This is a genomic window from Bacillus sp. MN7755, assembly GCF_054771475.1.
Window position 1 is genome coordinate 41,556 of record NZ_BTRL01000036.1, and the last position, 16,803, is coordinate 58,358.

A 16,803-nucleotide genomic window follows, 5' to 3' on the forward strand; every position below is an offset into this window, starting at 1 on the left:
GAGAAAGGAGTGACAAGAATGATCACTAAAGCTGATAAAAATGCGACTCGTAAGAAAAGACATGCACGTGTACGTGCTAAACTTACTGGTACTGCAGAACGTCCACGTTTAAACGTGTTCCGTTCTAATCAACATATTTACGCTCAAGTTATTGATGATGTGAATGGTGTAACGTTAGTAAGTGCATCTACTCTTGATAAAGACCTTGCTCTTAACGGTACTAGCAATACTGAAGCTGCTACGAAAGTAGGAGAATCAGTTGCTAAGCGTGCTGTAGAGAAAGGCGTTAAAGAAGTAGTATTTGATCGCGGTGGTTACTTATACCATGGCCGTGTTAAAGCTCTAGCTGAAGCTGCTCGTGAGGCTGGATTACAATTTTAATGGTCAAAGGAGGGAAAATTGATGCATCGCATTGACCCAAGTAAATTAGAACTTGAAGAACGTGTAGTTACGATAAATCGTGTCGCGAAAGTTGTTAAGGGTGGTCGTCGTTTCCGCTTTGCTGCACTAGTTGTAGTTGGCGATAAAAACGGTCATGTTGGATTCGGTACTGGTAAAGCACAAGAGGTACCAGACGCAATTCGCAAAGCTATCGAAGACGCTAAGAAAAACTTAATCGCTGTACCATTAGTTGGTACAACAATTCCACACACAATCAACGGTCATTTTGGAGCTGGTGAAGTATTCTTAAAACCTGCTGCTGAAGGTACTGGTGTTATTGCAGGTGGACCTGTTCGTGCGGTACTTGAATTAGCTGGTGTACAAGATATTCTTTCGAAATCTCTTGGTTCTAACACACCAATCAACATGATTCGCGCTACTGTGAACGGATTAAGCGAACTTAAGCGCGCTGAAGATGTTGCAAAATTACGCGGTAAATCTGTAGAAGAGCTACTAGGTTAAGGAGGGAAAACAAATGGCGAAAAAGTTAGAAATTACCCTCACTCGTAGTGTAATTGGTCGTCCACAAGATCAACGTGCGACGGTAGAAGCTTTAGGTCTTAAAAAGTTGAATTCAACTGTAGTTAAGGAAGAAACTCCTGCTATTCTTGGTATGATCAACAAAGTTTCTCACCTTATAACTGTAAAAGAAGCTTAAGGATAACTCATTAATATAAGGAGGTGCCTGGGAATGAAACTTCATGAATTAAAACCTGCAGAAGGTTCTCGTAAAGTACGTAACCGTGTCGGTCGTGGTATCGGTTCTGGTAACGGTAAAACTGCTGGTAAAGGTCATAAAGGACAAAACGCACGTTCTGGTGGCGGTGTTCGTCTTGGCTTCGAAGGTGGTCAAACTCCATTATTCCGTCGTTTACCAAAACGCGGCTTCACAAACATTAACCGTAAAGAGTTTACTATTGTAAACTTATCAACGTTAAATCGTTTTGAAGATGGTACAGAAGTAACACCTGAATTATTGCTGGAAACTGGCGTTATCAGCAAGTTAAACGACGGTGTTAAAATTCTTGCAAGCGGAGCAGTAGAGAAAAAATTAACTGTTAAAGCGCACAAGTTCTCTTCAAGTGCTAAAGAAGCAATTGAAGCAGCTGGCGGATCAGTTGAGGTGATCTAATGTTTCGTACAATCTCCAACTTTATGCGCGTTGCTGAGATAAGACGTAAAATATTATTCACTTTAGCGATGTTAATCGTATTCAGGATTGGCACGTTTATCCCCGTGCCATTTACAAATGGAGACGTACTGAAAGCACAAGATCAATTAAATGCCTTAGGTATCCTAAATACATTTGGCGGTGGCGCCTTGAAAAACTTTTCCATCTTCGCGATGGGAATCATGCCGTATATTACAGCATCCATCATCGTGCAATTATTGCAGATGGATGTTGTTCCTAAATTTTCGGAATGGTCAAAGCAAGGTGAAATGGGCCGTCGTAAACTAACGCAATTCACGCGTTACTTTACAATTGTTCTTGCGTTTATTCAGGGGTTTGGTATGTCAATCGGTTTTAACGGTATGGTAGGTGGGCAATTAATTTTGAATCCTGGTTGGAGCACTTATTTATACATTGCTACGGTACTGACTGCTGGTACTGCATTTTTAATGTGGTTAGGTGAACAGATTACAGCTAAAGGTGTAGGTAATGGTATTTCCATCCTTATCTTTGGTGGTATTGCCGCAGCGATCCCAAGTGTTATATCTCAAGTGTATCAGCAACAGTTTCAAAATATCGGAGATCAATTGTTCATGAGTATCGTTAAAGTTGCATTGATCTTACTAGCTGTGCTAGCAGTTATTGTGGGTGTTATTTTCATTCAACAGGCTGTTAGAAAGATCCCAATTCAATATGCAAAGCGTGTAACAGGAGCGAATGGGAATCATGCTGGAGCACAAAACACTCATTTACCACTTAAGGTAAATAGTGCGGGTGTTATTCCAGTCATTTTTGCTGTTTCATTCTTAATTACACCACCAACTATTGCACAGTTCTTCCCGAAACATGATGTATCGCAGTGGATTATTGCAAACTTTAACTATTCTCACCCAGTGGGAATGATCATATATGTTGCGCTCATTGTAGCCTTCACATATTTCTATGCGTTTGTTCAGGTTAATCCAGAGCAGATGTCAGAGAATCTAAACAAGCAAGGTGGATATGTTCCAGGTATTCGTCCGGGTAAGAATACGGAACAATATCTAACAAAAATCTTGTATCGTTTGACCTTTGTAGGATCAATTTTCCTAGCAGCGATTGCAATCTTACCAGTTATCTTTACGAAACTGGGAAATCTTCCTCCATCTGCACAGATTGGTGGAACGAGTATGTTAATCGTTGTCGGCGTTGCTTTAGAAACAATGAAGCAGCTAGAAAGCCAACTGGTAAAACGCCATTACAAAGGGTTTATCAAGCAGTGAGTAAGTGGGAAGAAGCGTCTTCCCTACATGCTCATGTACTCTGAGGGGGAACAAGGATGAACTTAATTTTAATGGGGCTTCCTGGTGCTGGTAAAGGTACACAAGCCGAACAGATTGTTGCCAAGTATAACATCCCTCACATTTCAACAGGAGATATGTTCCGTGCAGCTATGAAGGCTGAAACTGAAATGGGTTTACAAGCTAAATCTTTTATTGATAAAGGTGCTCTTGTCCCAGATGAAGTTACAATCGGAATTGTTCGTGATCGTTTAAGTCAAGAAGACTGCGTAAGAGGATTCTTACTAGACGGTTTCCCACGAACTGTTGCACAAGCATCAGCTCTTGAAGAAATTATGAAAGATCTTGGCAAAAAAATCGACTATGTTTTAAACATTAATGTGGATTCAGGGTTGTTATTAAAACGTCTTACAGGCCGTCGCATTTGTAAAGAGTGCGGTGCGACTTACCACTTAGAATTCAATCCACCAGCGAAAACTGATGTGTGCGATAAATGTGGTGGCGAATTATACCAACGCTCTGATGACAATGAAGAAACTGTAGCAAATCGTTTAGATGTAAATATTAAGCAAACAAAACCTTTGCTTGATTTCTACGAGGAGCTTGGTTACTTAGAAAGCATTAATGGTGAGCAAGATATCAATAAAGTATTTGCTGATATCGATGTTCTCATCGGAGGCTTAGCGTAATGATAATCTGCAAAACTCCTCGCGAGATAGAAATCATGCGAGAAGCTGGCAGGATCGTTGCTTTAACTCATCAAGAGTTAAAACAGCACATTACTCCAGGAATTACAACGAAAGAGCTCGATCAAATAGCGGAAAAGACGATTCAAAAATATGGTGCTACGCCATCTTTTAAAGGATACAACGGATTTCCGGGGAGCATATGTGCTTCTGTAAATGAAGAGCTTGTACACGGAATTCCAGGGAAGCGCAAGCTCAAAGAGGGCGATATCATCAGTATCGATATTGGTGCGAAATACAATGGGTACCATGGAGATTCTGCATGGACGTATCCAGTTGGAAACATTTCTGAATCTGTTCAAAAGCTACTTGATGTCACAGAAAAATCGTTGTATCTTGGTCTAGAACAAGTAAAACCAGGCGAAAGATTATCAAATATCTCACATGCGGTTCAAACCCATGCTGAAGAGAATGGATTCTCGATCGTTAGGGAGTATGTTGGTCACGGAATCGGGCAAGACTTACATGAGGACCCTCAAATCCCGCACTATGGTCCACCAAATAGAGGCCCTAGATTAAAGCCGGGAATGGTCATCTGTGTTGAGCCGATGGTGAATCAAGGAAGACGATATGTAAAAACACTATCTGATGACTGGACAGTGGTAACGGTAGATGGTAAATGGTGTGCCCATTTTGAGCACACGATTGCTCTTACAGAAGCAGGATACGAAATCCTTACCACTTTATAAGTAGCTGGCTCTCCGGGATTTCAGAGCAGTGTAAAATGTTACTGATTTGAAGAAGGGAGAACTATTGAATGGCTAAAGATGATGTAATTGAAGTCGAAGGTACCGTTCTTGAAACGTTGCCAAATGCTATGTTCAAAGTAGAATTAGAGAATGGGCATGTCGTATTGGCTCACGTTTCTGGTAAAATCCGTATGAACTTCATTCGTATTTTACCAGGAGACAAAGTTACGGTAGAATTATCTCCGTACGATTTAAATCGTGGTCGTATTACGTACCGTTTTAAATAATATAGCACTCCGTAATCTTTAAGGAGGTTCGAGACATGAAAGTAAGACCGTCAGTTAAACCAATCTGCGAAAAATGTAAAGTTATTCGTAGACGTGGAAAAGTAATGGTTATTTGTGAAAACCCTAAACATAAACAAAAACAAGGTTAATCAGAAGGAGGTGCATTCAGAATGGCACGTATCGCAGGTGTAGATATTCCTCGAGACAAACGCGTTGTTATTTCTTTAACTTACGTATTCGGCATTGGTCGCACAACTGCTGAAAAAATTCTTACTGAAGCTGGTATTTCTTCAGAAACACGAGTTCGTGATTTAACGGAAGACGAATTAGGACGTATCCGTGATATCATCGATCGTATTAAAGTTGAGGGAGACCTTCGTCGTGAAGTATCTCTTAACATTAAACGTCTAATGGAGATCGGTTCTTACCGTGGTCTTCGTCACCGTCGTGGCTTACCAGTTCGTGGTCAAAACTCTAAAAACAATGCTCGTACACGTAAAGGTCCACGTCGTACAGTAGCAAATAAAAAGAAATAATAAGTAAAGGAGGTTGAACTAACAATGGCACGTAAAACAAACACTCGTAAAAAACGTGTGAAAAAGAATATCGAAGCTGGTATAGCTCATATTCGTTCTACTTTCAACAACACAATCGTAACACTTACAGATACTCACGGTAACGCACTTTCTTGGTCTAGTGCTGGTGCACTTGGTTTCCGTGGATCTCGTAAATCTACTCCATTCGCTGCGCAAATGGCTGCTGAAGCTGCTGCTAAAGTTGCAATGGAGCACGGTTTAAAAACTTTAGAGGTTACTGTTAAAGGTCCTGGTGCTGGTCGTGAAGCTGCAATTCGTGCTCTTCAAGCTGCAGGTCTAGAAGTAACAGCAATTAGAGATGTTACTCCAGTTCCTCATAATGGATGTCGTCCGCCAAAACGTCGTCGTGTGTAATTTTTCTGTATAGAATTTTCCCTTTTGTCTATAATGGATATGATGCATTATCGAGAAATTTCGTACAGAAACATCGCTTGTTGTGCACAATCGGGAACTGCCTAAGGGGGACTTTCGGTTAAACAGAGGCTATACCTTTGTTTAACCGGGGTTTCGACGTTTTGAAGGAGGGTTTAGTTAATGATTGAAATCGAAAAGCCGAAAATCGAAACGGTTGAACTTAACGAAGATGCTAAATATGGTAAATTCGTAATTGAACCGCTTGAGCGTGGATATGGTACTACTTTGGGTAACTCCTTACGTCGTATTCTTTTATCCTCACTCCCTGGTGCCGCTGTTACTGCTATCCAAATCGATGGCGTATTACATGAATTTTCAACAGTTGAGGGCGTAGTAGAAGACGTTACGACGATCATCTTAAACTTGAAAAAGTTAGCTCTTAAAATCTACTCTGAAGAAGAGAAGACGTTGGAAATTGATGTGCAGGGCGAAGGTATTGTCACAGCTGCTGATATTACTCACGATAGTGATGTAGAAATCTTAAATCCAGATTTACACATTGCAACGTTAGCAAAAGATGCGCATTTCCGCGTGCGTTTAACTGCAAAGCGTGGCCGTGGGTATACGCCAGCTGATGCAAATAAAAGCGAAGATCAACCAATAGGAGTAATTCCTATTGATTCTATTTATACTCCGGTATCACGTGTGACTTACCAAGTGGAAAAGACACGTGTCGGACAAGTGGCTAATTATGATAAGCTTACGCTTGATGTATGGACGGATGGAAGCATCGGGCCAAAAGAAGCTATCTCTTTAGGTGCCAAAATCTTAACTGAGCATTTAAATATCTTTGTTGGTTTAACTGACGAAGCACAAAATGCTGAGATTATGGTCGAGAAGGAAGAAGATCAAAAAGAGAAAGTTCTTGAGATGACTATCGAAGAACTAGATCTTTCTGTTCGTTCTTATAATTGCCTAAAACGTGCAGGAATTAATACTGTACAAGAGCTTGCGAACAAAACAGAAGAAGATATGATGAAAGTTCGTAACTTAGGACGTAAATCCTTAGAAGAAGTTAAACATAAACTTGAGGAATTAGGTTTAGGTTTACGTAAAGACGACTGAGGATTTAAACCCATCAACAAAGGAGGGAACTACGAATGGCATACAGAAAATTAGGCCGTACAAGTGCGCAACGTAAAGCTATGTTACGTGACTTAGCTACTGATTTAATTATCAACGAGCGCATCCAAACGACAGAAACTCGTGCAAAAGAACTTCGTTCTGTAGTGGAAAAAATGATCACTTTAGGTAAACGCGGAGATCTTCATGCTCGTCGTCAAGCAGCAGCTTTCATTCGCAATGAAGTAGCTAACGCTGAGACTGGTCAAGATGCACTTCAAAAATTATTCGCTGATGTAGCTCCACGCTATGCTGAGCGCCAAGGCGGATACACTCGTATTGCAAAAATTGGTCCACGTCGCGGAGACGCAGCACCAATGGTAATTATCGAGTTAGTATAATGATAATTAAAAGGGCAGGACAGTTCTTTTCAAGAAACTGGTCATGGCCCTTTTTTTTAAATATAAAAATAGGTTAACTTGGCGAAGGAAAGGGTGCCTTGTATTGAAAAAAGAGAAACTTCGGACAGAAAATATATCATTTCAATATCCTGGGGCAGCCACTTATGCATTAAAAGATGTTTCATTTTCCTTATATGAGGGAGAATGGGTATCTGTTATTGGACAAAACGGTTCAGGGAAGTCTACACTTGCAAAATTATTGAATGGTTTGTTTTTGCCGGAAGCAGGGACAATTACAGTAAACGATACAATGGTTTTATCAGAGGAAACGGTATGGGATGTTCGAAAACAAATTGGAATGGTATTTCAAAATCCAGATAATCAATTTGTTGGAACAACAGTGCAAGATGATGTTGTATTTGGTTTAGAGAATATCGGAATGCCAAGAGAGCAGATGATAGAAAGGTTAGAACAGGCCTTGCGACTTGTCCGTATGGAAGATTTTCTTAATGATGAGCCTCATTCGTTATCTGGTGGACAAAAGCAGCGAGTGGCAATAGCAGGTATTTTAGCACTTCAGCCATCTATTTTAATACTAGATGAAGCAACTTCAATGTTAGACCCCCAAGGGAGACGTGAAGTAGTAGAAACGGTTAGACAACTTGTTAATGAAAAAGGTATTACTGTGTTATCAATTACGCACGATTTAGAAGAAGCGGCACAGTCAGACCGTGTCATTATTTTAAATAAGGGAGAGATATTAGAGGAAGGGACTCCAGAACAAATTTTCAAGTCCTCTCATATGCTCCAAGAAATTGGATTAGATGTACCATTTTCAGTGAAAATAGCAGAATTATTAAAAAGAAATGAAATTCTCTTGCAAAATACGCATCTTACAATGGAAAGCTTGGTGAACGAACTTTGGAGATTACATTCCAAAAAGTAGAACATCGTTATCAATATAAAACTCCGTTTGAAAGACGCGCACTTTATGATGTGGACGTGTCGTTTCCAAGTGGGGGCTATTATGCCATTATCGGTCATACTGGTTCAGGTAAGTCGACGATGATTCAACATTTAAATGGTTTATTGCAGCCGACAAGTGGTACCGTTCAAATTGGGGAACATTTTATTTCGGCAGGAAAGAAAGAGAAAAAGCTAAAGCCACTACGTAAAAAAGTAGGGGTTGTCTTTCAATTCCCAGAACATCAGTTATTTGAAGAGACTGTGGAGAAAGACATTTGTTTCGGCCCCACTAATTTTGGAGTATCTGTAGAAGAAGCGAAGCAAAAGGCAAGAGAGGCAATTGAACTTGTAGGATTAGAACCAGCACTGTTAACACGTTCGCCATTTGAGTTAAGCGGTGGGCAAATGAGGCGTGTTGCGATAGCAGGCGTACTGGCGATGGAACCTGAAGTGCTTGTCTTAGATGAACCTACAGCTGGACTAGATCCTAAAGGGCAGAATGAACTTATGGAGATGTTTTATAAGCTTCATAAGGAGAAAGGTCTTACAGTTATCCTTGTAACGCATAATATGGAGGATGCTGCTAAGTATGCGCAGCAGATTGTAGTTATGCATAAAGGAACGGTCTTTTTGCAAGGAAGTGCAGAGGAAGTATTTTCACATGCTGATGAACTAGAGAAAATTGGCGTGGATCTTCCTATGTCTTTAAAGTATAAACGTGCGATTGAAGAGAAGTTTGGTATTTCAATTCCAAAGGCTACCTTATCTTTAGAGGATCTTACTCATGAAGTTGTGCAGGTATTACGAAAAGGTGGTCATGAATCATGCAGCAGTTGATTATTGGAAGGTATATTCCAGGGAATTCGCTTATTCATCAACTTGATCCACGTACGAAGCTGCTGATTGTCTTTTTATATGTATTTGTTGTTTTCTTAGCAAATAATGCGATTTCATATGGATTTTTATTTTTATATGCACTCATTGCTTTATTTTTTGCAAAAGTGCCGATTCGTTATGTACTTTCGGGCTTAAAACCAATTCTATGGATTTTTCTTTTTACATTTTTCCTGCATATTTTTACAAATAAAGAAGGGGAAGTACTATTCCAGCTTGGTTGGTTTTCGATACATGAAAAAGGATTAGAGCAAGGGATATACATTTCTATACGATTCTTCGTTATTATTTTAATGACAACATTATTAACGCTAACGACGACACCTATTGAGATTACAGATGGTCTGGAGACGTTATTAAAGCCGTTGAAGCGTATAAAAGTTCCTGTTCATGAAATCGCATTAATGATGTCAATTTCTCTTCGTTTTATCCCGACATTAATGGATGAAACGAGTAAAATAATGAAGGCACAAGCGTCACGTGGTATTGATTTCGCAGGGGGACCGATAAAAGATAGGATAAAAGCTATTATTTCACTACTTGTCCCTCTATTTATTAGTGCTTTTAAGCGTGCAGAGGACTTAGCAATTGCTATGGAAGCTCGTGGATATCAAAGTGGCGAAGGACGTACTAAATTTAGGCAACTACGCTGGAAAATAAGCGATACAGTAACGATTATAAGCTTACTTTGTTTAGCTTGTATTTTGGCATGGGTGCGATCGTAATGGAGAATAGAGAAATGGATAGAATAAAATGTACGGTTGCATATGATGGCATGCATTTTTGTGGTTATCAAATTCAGCCGCAGCATCGTACTGTTCAACAAGAGATAGAGAAAGCTTTGCAGAAATTGCATAAAGGAGAACTTGTTCGTGTTCAGGCATCGGGCAGGACGGATTCTACCGTTCATGCTAAAGGACAAGTCATACATTTTGATACACCGTTGTCTCTTGAAGAGTGGCAATGGAGTAATGCATTAAACACAATGCTGCCAGATGATATTGTTATCAGACAGGTAGAGAAAAAAACAGAAGAATTTCATGCGCGTTACGGTGTCGAGAGAAAAGAATATCGTTACCGTGTATTATTATCAAAGACTGCGGATGTATTCCGTAGAAATTACGTATATCAATATCCATATCCGCTCGAAATCAATTCTATAAGAAAAGCGATTCCTTATTTTATCGGAACGCATGATTTCACTTCTTTTTGTTCGGCAAAAACTGACAAAAAAGATAAAGTGCGAACAATTTATGAAATTGAGTTAATTGAGCAAGACGATGAATTAATTTTTCGTTTTGTAGGGAATGGATTTTTATATAATATGGTCAGAATTATTGTTGGTACGTTGCTTAGCGTAGGGCAGGGAAAGCTTGATCCTGATAGCATTCCAGAGATTTTGGCGAAACAAAATCGTCAGTTTGCTGGAAAGATGGCTCCAGGTCATGGGCTTTACTTATGGCAGGTAAACTATAACAACTAATCCTGGTGTAACATTTGCTTGACATTAGAAACTCAAAAGTATATCATAACATATGGTATTGTTTCTAAAACCACGATTAGCCCCGGAAGGAAATCGTGTTTAAGATAAACAATAGATTTTTTCTATGGAAAAGATAACGAGGAGGGAAACACATGCGTACGACTTTTATGGCAAAAGCTAACGAAGTTGAGCGTAAATGGTATGTGGTTGATGCTGAAGGTCAAACTTTAGGTCGCCTTGCTAGTGAAGTAGCATCCATTTTACGTGGTAAAAACAAACCTACATTTACACCACACGTTGACACGGGTGATCATGTAATTATTATTAACGCTGAGAAAATTCATTTAACAGGTAATAAATTAAACGATAAAATTTACTACCGTCACACTAACCACCCAGGTGGACTTAAACAAAGAACAGCTCTAGAAATGCGTACAAACTACCCTGTACAAATGTTAGAGCTTGCAATTAAAGGCATGCTTCCAAAAGGACGCTTAGGCCGTCAAGTTTCTAAGAAACTAAACGTGTATGCTGGAGCAGAGCATCCACACCAAGCACAAAAACCAGAAGTTTACGAACTTCGCGGATAATCAATTAAAGGAGGGCTTACTTTGGCACAGGTTCAATACTATGGCACTGGACGTCGTAAGAGTTCAGTAGCGCGCGTACGCCTAGTTCCAGGCGAAGGACGCGTTATCATTAACGGTCGTGATTTTGAAAACTATATCCCATTTGCTGCATTACGTGAAGTAGTGAAACAACCTCTAGTTGCAACAGAAACTTTAGGTAACTACGATGTACTTGTAAACGTAAATGGTGGTGGATACACTGGTCAAGCTGGTGCTATTCGTCACGGTATTTCTCGCGCTTTATTAAAAGCTGATCCAGAATACCGTCTAACACTAAAACGTGCAGGTCTATTGACTCGTGACGCACGTATGAAAGAGCGTAAAAAATACGGTCTTAAAGGCGCACGTCGTGCACCTCAGTTCTCAAAACGTTAATTTTTGCGAACTACAAACCCCAACCATTTTGGTTGGGGTTTTTTTATGTTTCATTCCTCTTTTGTGATTTTTGTAGTTTGGAATATTTTAGTGCTATCCTCTCGCGTATGCTTCTTCTTTAGAAGTTTAGACTAATACGTATTAGGGAGGTTTATAAGTACTATGAATGTCATTGTCAGCTTACAAGAAAAACAAAAAGAAAAGCAGTTGAAATATGAACGGAAGATGCTGCGAGAATTATCATTAAAAACATTACGTTCAAATATTAGGGATGCCTTTCAGATGCAGGAACTTCATCGTCAGTATGAAGATTATTGTATTGAATTAGGGATAGAGTCGTATTTATTAGGAGCGAGATACAGTAAGTTTGGTTATTATGGTGAATCATTCTTTGATGTGAAATATAGAGCCTTAGAAGAAGAGCAACAATTAACGGAAACACTATTTCAATTTTTAACGAGCATGACTATGAGGGAAATTAAGTTACAAGATGAGGAATTGCTTTTTGAATCTTGCCAGCAGTTTATCGGCTTATGGTGGCAGGAGGGGTATGAAAAAGGTGAAAGAAGATATCGTTTAAAGCTTCATTAAGACAAGCATAAACTTTCCTCTTGTCCCATATAAGTAATTAGAGGGACTAGCTGGAGGAGGAAAGGTATGAAGAGAATTCGAATTATCTCTTTTGCACTCGCTGCGGTTGTTTTGTTTTTTTTAGTCAAACAAGAGTTTCAAATTACAAAATCGTGGCGAGCTTGGAATTTACCCTTATCAGGGAAAGTAATTGTATTAGATGCTGGGCATGGTGGGCCAGACGGAGGGGCTGTTGGTGGAAAGGATATTGTAGAAAAGGATATTACGCTTGAGATTACAAAGAAGGTACAAGATTATTTACAAGAGCAAGGTGCACTAGTCATTTTAACGCGTGATGGAGATTATGATTTAGCTCAGAAAGATACAAAATCATATAGTAGACGTAAAGCAGAGGATTTAAAAAAGCGTGTAGAGATTATTAATAAACCTGATGTAGACTTTTTTGCGAGTATTCATTTAAACGCTTTAACTAGTAGTGGATCGAAAGGCGCACAAACGTTCTATTACCGTTCTTCGATTGAAAATGAACGTGCTGCGAAATTTATACAAGCTGAATTGAGAACGAGTTTAGAGAATACGAATCGTTCTGCTAAAACAATTTCTCATGTGTATTTATTAAAGTATGCGAAAACACCAGGCGCTTTAATTGAAGCTGGATTTTTATCGAATGTAAATGAAAGGTATATGTTAAATTCGGAGAAATATCAGCAAAAGGTAGCGGCTGCAGTATATCGTGGTATATTACGTTATTTCACGGAAAAAGGAAATCCTCCAGAATAAGGAGGATTTTTTTGAGTTTCTCTCGTTAACGAAGTTTTCCGAAAATATGTTATACTGGAAATGTAAACGCATTTATTTCAAAAATAAAGAGAGAGACATTTAATTTAACATTACGTTATTTTTCATACAGGGGGCTGGGCTAATTATGGTAACGAAAGAGCAAGTAGTGGAAGCGTTAGAAGGGATTGTAGATCCGTTTTTACATAAAACGTTAAAAGAAACAGGTGCAATTAAAGAGGTAACAGTCAAGCCTGAGAAGGAACATGTAAGTGTTAAAATTGCAATTGTAAAAACCGGTACTGCGGAACAAATGCAGTTGCAATCTGGAATTGTAAAATTAGTAAAAGAACTAGGGGCAGCAACAGTAGGGCTTCGCTTTGCAGAATTTACAGAAGAGGAATTAGCTCAGTTTGCACCGGAACAGGAAGAAGAGCAAAATGAATCTTTATTGTCACCAAATTCAAAAACGACATTTTTAGCAGTAGCGAGTGGAAAAGGTGGAGTCGGAAAATCAACAGTTTCTGTTAACCTTGCCATTGCTTTAGCTCGTCTAGGGAAAAAGGTTGGTATAATTGATGCCGATATTTATGGTTTTAGCGTACCAGATATGATGGGGATAGAAAAACGTCCTGTTGTAAGAGGAGATAAAATAATTCCAGTGGAGCGTCTAGGTGTAAAGGTAATCTCAATGGGATTCTTTGTAGAAGATAATGCACCGGTTATTTGGAGAGGGCCTATGCTTGGGAAAATGTTAAATCATTTCTTTACAGAAGTGGAGTGGGGCGATTTAGACTATTTAGTTTTAGATTTACCACCGGGTACAGGTGATGTTGCGCTAGATTTACATTCAATGTTGCCGGCTTGTAAAGAGATTATTGTAACAACGCCGCATCCAACAGCGGCATTTGTAGCAGCGCGTGCTGGAGCTATGGCTTTACGTACAGAACATAGTATTCTTGGTGTTGTTGAAAATATGGCTTATTTCGAAAGTAAAACAACCGGTGAAAAAGAATATGTGTTCGGAAGAGGTGGAGGAGATAAATTAGCTACAGAACTTCAAACAGAAGTACTTGGCAGAATCCCTCTTCAACAACCCGATTGGAATAAAGAAGACTTTGCACCGTCAGTATATGAAGATACACATACGACAGGTCTTATTTATCGCACGATAGCTGAGACAGTAATTGATAAAACAGCTGTTGCACAAAAATAAAATAATAATGAGTGGGCGATACATATATTGTCCACTCATTATTATCGTTATTATTTTTACTGCTGTTCCTTTTTACCGTCTTGGGAACCACCCTCGCCGCCTGCTTCTTTCTTATCAGATCCACTTTTTTCGGCTTTTTGTACACCTTTACTAATAATATCAATCATCTTAGCTTGGAAGAGTGGGCTTTCAGCAGTTTCTGTTAGTACTTGTTGTAAATATTGACGGTATTCTTTGCTCTTCATTGTTTGTAACATCATTTTTTCTACTTCAGGGTTTTTCATAATTTCTATAACGCCTGCTTGGTATTCAGGGTCTTTTAGTAATGTTTTCATTAAGGTTGTTTGTTCTTTCCCCATACTTTTAGCAAATTTTGATGAGAACTCAGGGTCTTTAAAGAGCTTTTCCCAGAATTGTTGCCCTTTGTCGGATACCATTGCATCTTCAATCGTTTTCTTTACTACTGTTTCATCTAGTATGAGTGCTTGTTTCATTTTTTCATCAGTTAACACATCTTGAATGGCTTTCTTACCTTGATCGGTTTTTAAAATATCAACAATCATTTTCTTTGTTTGATCATAATCAAGTTCGGACTTTGCTTCTTTTTCTTGTGCACATGCTACAAGTACAAGAAATAGAAAAGAAGAAGTCAAAACGAGCAGCATCCGTTTCATAAGTTGGAACTCCTTTCAGCACAGTTCTCTCTTTTTAATATAAATATCTTTAAGGAATTTATACATGAACATGGCTAGCTTTTTGAAATTGTCATTGATACAATTTAATTAGAAATATAAGGATAATGGGGGATGTGTTGTGAATAGCCGCAAGTGGGTACGACTATTTTTTACGACGTTGTTTCTTGGTGGGATTAGTACGGTCATTATTGGGTTTGTTTTGGAGTGGGACAAGTACGCTAAATTTTTTCAAAATTTCGACGGAAAGGAGATTTTAGCAGTTTCCTTTTGGTTGATGGGTGTAGGATTTATTTTTAGTGTTATAAGTCAAATGGGGTTCTTTGCCTATTTAACAATCCATCGTTTTGGGCTAGGTATGTTTCGATCATCTTCTTTATGGAATGCAGTACAGCTTTTCTTTATTGCATTTGTTTTATTTGATTTCGTGTATTTAAGATCCGTACTGATTGCAAATGGGGAAGTTTCATTAGGGAATAACATACTTGTTGCTGGAATGTTATTTGTGTTCGGAGCAATTGTTGCTTATGTAAAGAGTAAAGAAACGAATAAAAAGGCATTTGTGCCTGCTTTGTTCTTTATGGTTGTTGTAACAATTCTCGAATGGGTACCAGCGCTTCGGATTAATGATACCGATTGGTTATATTTAATGGTTATACCGCTATTATTATGTAATGCATATCAGTTACTTATATTACATCGTTTAATTGGGAAAACGAGTAAGTCGGCCTAACGAAGATAGTTTTTTAGCAGAGTAGTTGTCCGAATGCAAATATCGGGATAAAAAAAGCTCTACTACCTTAATGAAAGGTAGTAGAGCTTTTTATGAGTGAAGGCACGAGGGAAAAGAATTACTGTACATCTTCACTTTTTGTACTTGTGTTGGAAATAAGTTGTGATACTGATATTTGTTCATATCCATCACTCTTTAATTTTTGTAGGAGCAGTGGTAAAGCTTTATTTGTTTGAAGAGCAGAATCGGATGCGTGTAATAAGACGATATCTCCACCTTTCAAATTGTTAGAGACAGTGGAAACGATATTGTTTACACCAGGGTTTTTCCAGTCGTTTGAGTTATTACTCCAATGAACGATAGTGTATCCGAGTGATTCTGCTATTTTAAGTGTTGCTTTGTTAAAGTCTCCACTAGGTGGACGCAATAGCTTGACTTGTTTCACACCGAGTTTTGTAAAAACATCTTGTGCTCGCAAAAGATCTCTTCGTATTTCATTTGTCTCTAGAGAAGTGTAGGATGTGTAATTATAACCCATACTACCGATTTCATGTCCATCTTTTATGATGCGTTCAACAACATCAGGGTGTCTTTCTGCCCATGCAGCAGAAAGGAAGAAGGTTGCATTCTTAATGTCCTTTTCTTTAAGTGTATCAAGGATTGGAATTGCTTTTTTGTCTCCCCAACTAATATCAAACGTGAATGCAACTTGTTTTTTAGAGGTGTCGCCTTTGTAAATAACTTTAGGTCCTGTAGCAGTTGAAAAAGCAGACTCATGTGAATATGTTTTCAAAAAGAGTAGCCATGCTGTGAATAAGGAAAGTATCACTATTAAGCTAATGTGTTTAAAGTTTCTTTTACTCGTAATAAAAAAGAAAAACATAATATTACGCCCCTTTGTCCAATCCTTTTCAGTTACATATATGCTGTAAATATAAAAAAGAGAACAAGGGATTAATATCGTAGGTGGTGGATATAATGAATGATAGGATTTTAATAAGTGAAAATGAGCGGAATGTTTATTGCTCTGTAAGAAATGATTGAGGTGATGAGTTGCTTGGATTTATGTTAACGAAAGAAGAGAAAAAAGAAATGGAATACATATTGAAGAGAGAGTTAGAAGAACTTTTATTTGACTTTGAAGATGAACGCATTCATGAGGTTGTAAAAAAAGCGATGGAAGAAAGATATAAAATCATTTTTTGTTTGTTTCGAAGAGTCGCCAATGCAGAGGAATGTATTCGTTATGTAAGAAAAAGAACTTTTTATTAAAAAGTATTGACGTTAATGGTTATTATATGATAAATTAATAACCGTCGCTGATGCAGAAACGCAGAAGACGACAAAAAAGAAATTGAAA

The 16,803-nt window shown here is 38.5% G+C and carries 26 protein-coding genes; 24 read left to right on the plus strand and 2 right to left on the minus strand.

Annotated elements, in window-relative coordinates; translation table 11 throughout:
- Positions 1-18: 18 nt before the first annotated feature.
- The 22 genes from rplR to ACYVEC_RS29705 all read left to right on the plus strand — a co-directional run bounded on the left by rplR (position 19) and on the right by ACYVEC_RS29705 (position 14,018).
- Positions 19-381 (plus strand): 50S ribosomal protein L18, encoded by a 363-nt coding sequence (gene rplR / locus ACYVEC_RS29600; protein ID WP_000628818.1) that lies wholly within the window; start codon positions 19-21, stop codon positions 379-381.
- A gap of 21 nt (positions 382-402) precedes the next feature.
- Positions 403-903 (plus strand): 30S ribosomal protein S5, encoded by a 501-nt coding sequence (rpsE, locus tag ACYVEC_RS29605; RefSeq protein ID WP_000554646.1) that lies wholly within the window; start codon positions 403-405, stop codon positions 901-903.
- 13 nt (positions 904-916) lie between these two features.
- Positions 917-1,099, plus strand: a complete 183-nt coding sequence (gene rpmD / locus ACYVEC_RS29610; RefSeq protein ID WP_001085231.1) for a 50S ribosomal protein L30 — start codon at positions 917-919, stop codon at positions 1,097-1,099.
- Between the two features lie 33 nt (positions 1,100-1,132).
- Positions 1,133-1,573, plus strand: a complete 441-nt coding sequence (rplO, locus tag ACYVEC_RS29615; protein WP_000766083.1) for a 50S ribosomal protein L15 — start codon at positions 1,133-1,135, stop codon at positions 1,571-1,573.
- Entirely contained in the window at positions 1,573-2,874 is a 1,302-nt protein-coding gene (gene secY / locus ACYVEC_RS29620; RefSeq protein ID WP_060629212.1) for a preprotein translocase subunit SecY, read from the plus strand. Before rplO ends, secY begins: the two co-directional genes overlap by 1 nt.
- Positions 2,875-2,930: 56 nt before the next feature.
- A complete protein-coding gene (locus ACYVEC_RS29625; protein WP_063222356.1) occupies positions 2,931-3,581 on the plus strand; it encodes an adenylate kinase in 651 nt (216 codons plus the stop codon).
- Positions 3,581-4,327: a type I methionyl aminopeptidase gene (map, locus tag ACYVEC_RS29630; RefSeq protein ID WP_000582539.1), complete on the plus strand. Its 747-nt coding sequence runs from the start codon at positions 3,581-3,583 to the stop codon at positions 4,325-4,327. The genes ACYVEC_RS29625 and map overlap by 1 nt, the downstream gene beginning before the upstream one ends.
- Before the next feature lie 68 nt (positions 4,328-4,395).
- Entirely contained in the window at positions 4,396-4,614 is a 219-nt protein-coding gene (infA, locus tag ACYVEC_RS29635) for a translation initiation factor IF-1 (RefSeq protein ID WP_001029884.1), read from the plus strand.
- Positions 4,615-4,649: 35 nt separating this feature from the next.
- Positions 4,650-4,763, plus strand: coding sequence for a 50S ribosomal protein L36 (rpmJ, locus tag ACYVEC_RS29640; protein ID WP_000868344.1), 114 nt, complete (start codon positions 4,650-4,652; stop codon positions 4,761-4,763).
- Positions 4,764-4,784: 21 nt separating this feature from the next.
- Positions 4,785-5,150 carry a 30S ribosomal protein S13 gene (gene rpsM / locus ACYVEC_RS29645; RefSeq protein ID WP_000090790.1) on the plus strand — a complete coding sequence of 122 codons (366 nt, stop codon included), beginning with the start codon at positions 4,785-4,787 and terminating at the stop codon, positions 5,148-5,150.
- Positions 5,151-5,174: 24 nt separating this feature from the next.
- Positions 5,175-5,564: a 30S ribosomal protein S11 gene (gene rpsK / locus ACYVEC_RS29650; RefSeq protein ID WP_000101797.1), complete on the plus strand. Its 390-nt coding sequence runs from the start codon at positions 5,175-5,177 to the stop codon at positions 5,562-5,564.
- A 180-nt stretch (positions 5,565-5,744) separates the two neighbouring features.
- A complete protein-coding gene (locus ACYVEC_RS29655; RefSeq protein ID WP_000569643.1) occupies positions 5,745-6,689 on the plus strand; it encodes a DNA-directed RNA polymerase subunit alpha in 945 nt (314 codons plus the stop codon).
- 35 nt (positions 6,690-6,724) lie between these two features.
- Positions 6,725-7,087 (plus strand): 50S ribosomal protein L17, encoded by a 363-nt coding sequence (gene rplQ, locus ACYVEC_RS29660; protein ID WP_000331490.1) that lies wholly within the window; start codon positions 6,725-6,727, stop codon positions 7,085-7,087.
- A 103-nt stretch (positions 7,088-7,190) separates the two neighbouring features.
- Complete coding sequence (locus tag ACYVEC_RS29665; protein WP_142332871.1) at positions 7,191-8,033, plus strand: energy-coupling factor ABC transporter ATP-binding protein; 843 nt, start codon at positions 7,191-7,193, stop codon at positions 8,031-8,033.
- Entirely contained in the window at positions 8,009-8,890 is an 882-nt protein-coding gene (locus tag ACYVEC_RS29670; RefSeq protein WP_063222358.1) for an energy-coupling factor ABC transporter ATP-binding protein, read from the plus strand. The genes ACYVEC_RS29665 and ACYVEC_RS29670 overlap by 25 nt, the downstream gene beginning before the upstream one ends.
- On the plus strand, positions 8,878-9,672 hold the full coding sequence (locus ACYVEC_RS29675; RefSeq protein ID WP_063222359.1) for an energy-coupling factor transporter transmembrane component T family protein: 795 nt from the start codon (positions 8,878-8,880) through the stop codon (positions 9,670-9,672). The genes ACYVEC_RS29670 and ACYVEC_RS29675 overlap by 13 nt, the downstream gene beginning before the upstream one ends.
- Before the next feature lie 14 nt (positions 9,673-9,686).
- A complete protein-coding gene (gene truA / locus ACYVEC_RS29680; RefSeq protein ID WP_060633077.1) occupies positions 9,687-10,430 on the plus strand; it encodes a tRNA pseudouridine(38-40) synthase TruA in 744 nt (247 codons plus the stop codon).
- 152 nt (positions 10,431-10,582) lie between these two features.
- The gene (gene rplM, locus ACYVEC_RS29685; protein WP_001260793.1) at positions 10,583-11,020 is read left to right on the plus strand and encodes a 50S ribosomal protein L13; all 438 of its coding nucleotides are present in this window, start codon (positions 10,583-10,585) and stop codon (positions 11,018-11,020) included.
- Positions 11,021-11,041: 21 nt separating this feature from the next.
- Positions 11,042-11,434: a 30S ribosomal protein S9 gene (rpsI, locus tag ACYVEC_RS29690; RefSeq protein ID WP_000079986.1), complete on the plus strand. Its 393-nt coding sequence runs from the start codon at positions 11,042-11,044 to the stop codon at positions 11,432-11,434.
- A gap of 162 nt (positions 11,435-11,596) precedes the next feature.
- Entirely contained in the window at positions 11,597-12,025 is a 429-nt protein-coding gene (locus tag ACYVEC_RS29695) for a YbaK family protein (protein ID WP_001101006.1), read from the plus strand.
- 66 nt (positions 12,026-12,091) lie between these two features.
- The gene (gene cwlD / locus ACYVEC_RS29700; protein WP_060629217.1) at positions 12,092-12,805 is read left to right on the plus strand and encodes an N-acetylmuramoyl-L-alanine amidase CwlD; all 714 of its coding nucleotides are present in this window, start codon (positions 12,092-12,094) and stop codon (positions 12,803-12,805) included.
- A gap of 145 nt (positions 12,806-12,950) precedes the next feature.
- Positions 12,951-14,018, plus strand: a complete 1,068-nt coding sequence (locus ACYVEC_RS29705; RefSeq protein WP_016089666.1) for an Mrp/NBP35 family ATP-binding protein — start codon at positions 12,951-12,953, stop codon at positions 14,016-14,018.
- 56 nt (positions 14,019-14,074) lie between these two features.
- On the opposite strand, the gene gerD is transcribed toward ACYVEC_RS29705, so the two are convergent.
- Positions 14,075-14,692 carry a spore germination protein GerD gene (gerD, locus tag ACYVEC_RS29710; RefSeq protein ID WP_048562644.1) on the minus strand — a complete coding sequence of 206 codons (618 nt, stop codon included), beginning with the start codon at positions 14,690-14,692 and terminating at the stop codon, positions 14,075-14,077.
- A gap of 139 nt (positions 14,693-14,831) precedes the next feature.
- On the opposite strand from gerD, the gene kbaA reads away from it, so the two are divergent.
- On the plus strand, positions 14,832-15,443 hold the full coding sequence (gene kbaA / locus ACYVEC_RS29715; protein WP_001088507.1) for a KinB signaling pathway activation protein KbaA: 612 nt from the start codon (positions 14,832-14,834) through the stop codon (positions 15,441-15,443).
- A gap of 118 nt (positions 15,444-15,561) precedes the next feature.
- Here the strand turns inward: kbaA and pdaB are convergent, their stop codons facing one another.
- Positions 15,562-16,326, minus strand: a complete 765-nt coding sequence (gene pdaB / locus ACYVEC_RS29720) for a polysaccharide deacetylase family sporulation protein PdaB (RefSeq protein WP_063222360.1) — start codon at positions 16,324-16,326, stop codon at positions 15,562-15,564.
- 170 nt (positions 16,327-16,496) lie between these two features.
- Here pdaB and ACYVEC_RS29725 point away from each other — a divergent pair, with 170 nt between their 5' ends.
- A complete protein-coding gene (locus ACYVEC_RS29725; RefSeq protein ID WP_016089662.1) occupies positions 16,497-16,715 on the plus strand; it encodes a hypothetical protein in 219 nt (72 codons plus the stop codon).
- The last annotated feature ends 88 nt before the right edge of the window (positions 16,716-16,803 follow it).